Origin of the sequence: Pseudomonas sp. R62, assembly GCF_000257605.1 — a bacterium.
Taxonomy (GTDB): Bacteria; Pseudomonadota; Gammaproteobacteria; order Pseudomonadales; family Pseudomonadaceae; genus Aquipseudomonas; species Aquipseudomonas atacamensis.
In genome coordinates, this window is sequence record NZ_JH635998.1 from 3,111,603 (window position 1) to 3,116,117 (window position 4,515).

Genomic DNA, 4,515 nt, shown 5'->3' on the forward strand with positions numbered 1-4,515 from the left:
AGGCTCACTCCTACAGTTTTGACCGCGTTTCATATTTCGATCTTGTTGTGCAGCTCATTGGTCGGGCGCAACGCCCGGGCATAGCAGAACAGGAACAGATTGCGCACCAGCTCCTTGAGTACCAGCGGCTCGCTGGAATTGAGGCTGCTGACGTCCAGATCGCCTTGATCCTGCAGCTCATGCAGCGCTTCTTCTTCAAGCACCGCGCAGACTTCGCCGGTTTCCCGATGGAGAATTCTGAGGTAAGGGTGTGGGCGATCCAGCCAGGCGTCGATCAAATAAGTCATGGGTCTCATCTCCTTGAAAGGTTTCAATGAGAATAATTCTTATTCATCAAATAGCAAGTGCCTATTGGCGGATCGTGGATTTTTCCGGGTAAAGATTGTGTCAGGTCAAAATGGCTGGCTGATGGCCATGCGCGGATTCATTGAGCCGAAGCGGGGAGGGCAAAGCTCCATCCCACGGCTGGCGCAGGATGGATGACGCAAGGCTCAGACTTTTCTGACGAACTCGGATTTGAGCTTCATCGGGCCGATGCCGTCGATCTTGCAGTCGATGTCGTGGTCGCCATCGCACAGGCGGATGTTCTTGACCTTGGTGCCGACCTTGACCACCAGCGACGTGCCCTTGACCTTGAGGTCCTTGATCACGGTGATGGTGTCGCCGTCCTGCAGGACGTTGCCGACCGAATCTTTCTTCACGGCATCATCGGCCGCCACTTCGGCTTCGCCGCTGGCAGACCACTCGTGGGCGCACTCGGGGCAGACCAGTTGGGTGCCGTCTTCGTAGGTGTATTCGGAATTGCATTTCGGGCAGGGTGGCAACGTGCTCACTAAGGTTCCTTGGGTATCAGGAGGACTAAAGGGCGCACATTGTATAGGGTTTTACGCGGAGGAGGGCATAGCGCAGAAACAACTGTGGGAGCGAGCCTGCTCGCGAAAGCGCTGTGTCAGTCAACATTGAGTCGATTGGCAGATTGCTTTCGCGAGCAGGCTCGCTCCCACAGGGGATGAATCAGTGCGTGCGGGCTACCGCGAACTCGCTCAGTTCCACCAGCGCATCGCGGTATTCGCTGGCCGGCAGCGCCTCGAGGCACTTGATCGCACGGGCCACGTAATCGCGGGCCAGTTGCGCGGTGTACTCCAGCGAGCCGGACGCTTCGACGGCGATGCGGATGCTTTCGAGGTCTTCGATCCCGCCTTTCTGGATCGCCTGACGCACCAGTGCCGCCTGTTCGGCTGTGCCTTCGCGCATGGTGTAGATCAGCGGCAGGGTCGGTTTGCCTTCGGCCAGATCGTCGCCGACGTTCTTGCCCAGGGTTTCCGCGTCGCCTTTATAGTCGAGCAGGTCATCAACCAGCTGGAACGCCACACCCAAGTGATCGCCGAACGTGCGCAGGGCTTCGCTCTGCTCGGCGGTCGCGCCAGCCAGGGCGGCGGCGCTGTGGGTAGAGGCTTCGAAGAGCATCGCGGTCTTGCCGCGGATGACTTCCATGTAGGTTTCTTCGCTGGTGCTGGCGTCACGCACCTTGGACAGCTGCAACACTTCACCTTCAGCGATGATGCGTGTGGCCTGGGAGAGAATCTTCATCACCGGCATCGAGCCCAGTTCGACCATCATTTCGAACGAGCGCGAGTACAGGAAGTCGCCGACCAGCACGCTCGGGGCATTGCCCCACATGGCGTTGGCGGTCGAGCGGCCACGACGCATGCCGGACATGTCGACGACGTCGTCATGCAGCAGGGTCGCGGTGTGCAGGAATTCGATGGTGGCGGCCAGCAGGCGCATGTCGTCGCCTTCGCGACCCAGGGCCTTGCCACACAGCAACACTAATAAAGGACGCAGGCGTTTGCCGCCGGCCGACGTGATGTAATCGCCGATTTTCGATACCAGCGGCACTCGAGACGTCAGCTGCTTCTTGATGATGCCGTCGACGGCGCTAAAATCGTCCGCCACCGCGCGGTAGAAAGCTTGGGGTTGCATCAGCGAGAGTCGCTCCAGAAGGGTTGCGCGGCATGCTAGGACCCCCGTCCAGACCTGTCAAGGCGCGATGGACGGCCACTTGCGCGAGGCAGATTGCTTGCGTACAATCGCGCACCCTGAACTTCCTGGGCAGCACCTGCCTTACGCAATTGCACTTGGGCCGTTCCAGCCCCATGCAGCCATGCCAGCCAATACCTCTTCTTATAAAGAGCTGGGTGAGCAGGATTATCGGAGAAATACCATGTACGCAGTAATCGTTACCGGCGGTAAGCAATACAAGGTCGCTGAAGGTGAATACCTGAAGATCGAAAAACTGGAAATCGCTACTGGCGAATCCGTGACTTTTGATCGCGTTCTGCTGGTCGCCAACGGCGACGACGTGAACATCGGCGCACCAGTTGTTGCTGGCGCAACCGTCAAGGCTGAAGTGATCTCCCAAGGTCGTCACGATAAAGTCCGCATCATCAAGTTCCGTCGCCGTAAGCACCACATGAAGCGTATGGGCCACCGCCAGTGGTTCACCGAGATCAAAATCACCGGTATTCAGGCTTAATTACAGCCTAATTCCTCACTAGGAGAATTGAACTCATGGCACACAAAAAAGCTGGTGGTAGTACCCGTAACGGTCGCGACTCAGAAGCCAAACGCCTTGGCGTGAAGATGTATGGCGGCCAGGTCATCAAGGCCGGCAACATCATCGTGCGTCAGCGCGGCACCCAATTCCACGCTGGCTACGGCGTTGGCATGGGCAAGGATCACACTCTCTTCGCTAAAATCGAAGGCGTGATCAAGTTCGAAGTAAAAGGCGCCTTCGGTCGTCGTTACGTGAGCGTAATCGCGGCTTAATCGCGAGATCGCTGGAGAAGCCCTGTCTTGCGACGGGGCTTTTTCGTTTGTGGGGTGAGTCTCTTGCAAAGCTGTTTGTATGGGCTGTCGGCGTGCGATGCAGGTCGTGTCTTGGGGTCGCTGCGCTCATTTTTGCAAGAGTCTTATGTCTTGATTGTTTTTCGGCTCGTCCGTACGGCGAGAGGCGTTGGTTATGAAGTTTGTTGATGAAGTATCGATTCGCGTAAAGGCCGGTGACGGTGGCAACGGTGCCATGAGTTTCCGCCGGGAAAAATTCATTGAAAACGGCGGCCCGAACGGCGGTGATGGCGGTGACGGCGGTTCCATCTACATGATGGCCGACGAAAACCTCAACACCCTGGTCGACTACCGTTACACCCGTCACTTCGATGCCGAGCGTGGCTCCAACGGTGGCAGCACCGACTGCACCGGCAAGAAGGGCGAAGACCTGATCCTGCGCGTGCCGGTCGGCACCACCGTGATCGACTCTGCCACTCAGGAAGTCATCGGCGACCTGACCAAGGCCGGTCAGAAACTGATGGTAGTGCAGGGCGGCTGGCACGGTCTGGGCAACACCCGTTTCAAATCCAGTACCAACCGTGCACCGCGTCAGACCACGCCGGGCAAGCCGGGCGAGCAGCGCGACCTGAAACTGGAAATGAAAGTGCTGGCCGACGTCGGTCTGCTGGGCTTGCCGAACGCCGGTAAAAGTACCTTTATCCGTTCGGTCTCGGCGGCCAAGCCGAAAGTTGCCGACTACCCGTTCACCACGCTGGTGCCGAACCTGGGTGTGGTCAGCGTCGATCGCTGGAAGAGCTTCGTCATTGCCGACATTCCGGGGCTGATCGAAGGCGCTTCCGACGGTGCCGGCCTGGGCATTCGCTTCCTCAAGCACCTGGCGCGTACGCGTCTGCTGCTGCACCTCGTCGACATGGCGCCGCTGGATGATTCCAGTGCTCCTGACGCGGCTGAAGTGATCGTCAACGAGCTGATCAAGTTCAGCCCGTCGCTGGCCGAGCGTGATCGCTGGCTGGTGCTGAACAAGTGCGACCAGATCCTTGAAGAAGAGCACGATGCTCGGGTCAAGGAAATCGTCGATCGTCTGGAGTGGACCGGTCCGGTGTACGTGATCTCGGCCATCGCCAAGATCGGTACCGAGCGTCTGTGCCACGACATCATGCGTTACATGGAAGACCGTGCCGATCGCCTCGCCGCAGATCCTGCGTACAAGGAAGAGCTGGCCGATCTCGATCAGCGCATCGAAGACGAAGCCCGTGCGCAGTTGCAGGCGCTGGACGACAAGCGTGCCCTGCGTCGCAGTGGCGTGAAGTCGGTCCATGACATCGGCGACGATGACTGGGACGAAGAAGATGTGGATGACGAAGACGGTCCGGAAATCATTTACGTGCGTGACTGATCCGTTGCGATAAACTTGAACGCCGCTCAATCGAGCGGCGTTTTAGTATCCGGAAATCGATCGTTGGTCAGCAATCGCCACGATTAACGTCACGGGCAGCGCCAGGTCGCGCTGCCCTCAAGCTAAGGTTGAAGATGATGCGGAGCAAGGTGACAGGTGCGCAGCGTTGGGTCGTGAAGATCGGCAGCGCTTTGCTGACAGCTGACGGCAAAGGGCTGGATCGCGCGGCAATGAGTGTCTGGGTCGAGCAGATGGTGGCGTTGCATGAA

Annotated in this window: 6 protein-coding genes; 3 read left to right on the forward strand and 3 right to left on the reverse strand. The window is 58.5% G+C overall.

Annotation, left to right across the window (positions count from 1 at the left end; genetic code table 11):
- Positions 1 to 29: 29 nt before the first annotated feature.
- From OQK_RS15060 to OQK_RS15070, 3 genes are all read right to left on the reverse strand, one after another.
- Complete coding sequence (locus OQK_RS15060; RefSeq protein ID WP_016773118.1) at positions 30 to 287, reverse strand: PA4570 family protein; 258 nt, start codon at positions 285 to 287, stop codon at positions 30 to 32.
- 204 nt (positions 288 to 491) lie between these two features.
- On the reverse strand, positions 492 to 833 hold the full coding sequence (locus tag OQK_RS15065) for a zinc ribbon domain-containing protein YjdM (protein WP_016773119.1): 342 nt from the start codon (positions 831 to 833) through the stop codon (positions 492 to 494).
- A 181-nt stretch (positions 834 to 1,014) separates the two neighbouring features.
- Positions 1,015 to 1,983: a polyprenyl synthetase family protein gene (locus OQK_RS15070; protein ID WP_016773120.1), complete on the reverse strand. Its 969-nt coding sequence runs from the start codon at positions 1,981 to 1,983 to the stop codon at positions 1,015 to 1,017.
- Between the two features lie 241 nt (positions 1,984 to 2,224).
- Between OQK_RS15070 and rplU the strand changes: the two genes are divergently transcribed.
- The 3 genes from rplU to cgtA all read left to right on the forward strand — a co-directional run bounded on the left by rplU (position 2,225) and on the right by cgtA (position 4,246).
- A complete protein-coding gene (gene rplU / locus OQK_RS15075; RefSeq protein WP_007924746.1) occupies positions 2,225 to 2,536 on the forward strand; it encodes a 50S ribosomal protein L21 in 312 nt (103 codons plus the stop codon).
- Between the two features lie 35 nt (positions 2,537 to 2,571).
- Positions 2,572 to 2,829, forward strand: coding sequence for a 50S ribosomal protein L27 (rpmA, locus tag OQK_RS15080; protein WP_016773121.1), 258 nt, complete (start codon positions 2,572 to 2,574; stop codon positions 2,827 to 2,829).
- A 193-nt stretch (positions 2,830 to 3,022) separates the two neighbouring features.
- Positions 3,023 to 4,246 carry an Obg family GTPase CgtA gene (gene cgtA / locus OQK_RS15085; RefSeq protein ID WP_016773122.1) on the forward strand — a complete coding sequence of 408 codons (1,224 nt, stop codon included), beginning with the start codon at positions 3,023 to 3,025 and terminating at the stop codon, positions 4,244 to 4,246.
- The last annotated feature ends 269 nt before the right edge of the window (positions 4,247 to 4,515 follow it).

Excerpts from the sequence above, each read along its gene's own strand:
- OQK_RS15060 (WP_016773118.1), bottom strand. The coding sequence starts at position 287 with ATGACTTATTTGATCGACGCCTGGCTGGATCGCCCACACCCTTACCTC.
- OQK_RS15070 (WP_016773120.1), bottom strand. The coding sequence starts at position 1,983 with ATGCAACCCCAAGCTTTCTACCGCGCGGTGGCGGACGATTTTAGCGCC.
- cgtA (WP_016773122.1), top strand. The coding sequence starts at position 3,023 with ATGAAGTTTGTTGATGAAGTATCGATTCGCGTAAAGGCCGGTGACGGT.
- rpmA (WP_016773121.1), top strand. The coding sequence starts at position 2,572 with ATGGCACACAAAAAAGCTGGTGGTAGTACCCGTAACGGTCGCGACTCA.
- rplU (WP_007924746.1), top strand. The coding sequence starts at position 2,225 with ATGTACGCAGTAATCGTTACCGGCGGTAAGCAATACAAGGTCGCTGAA.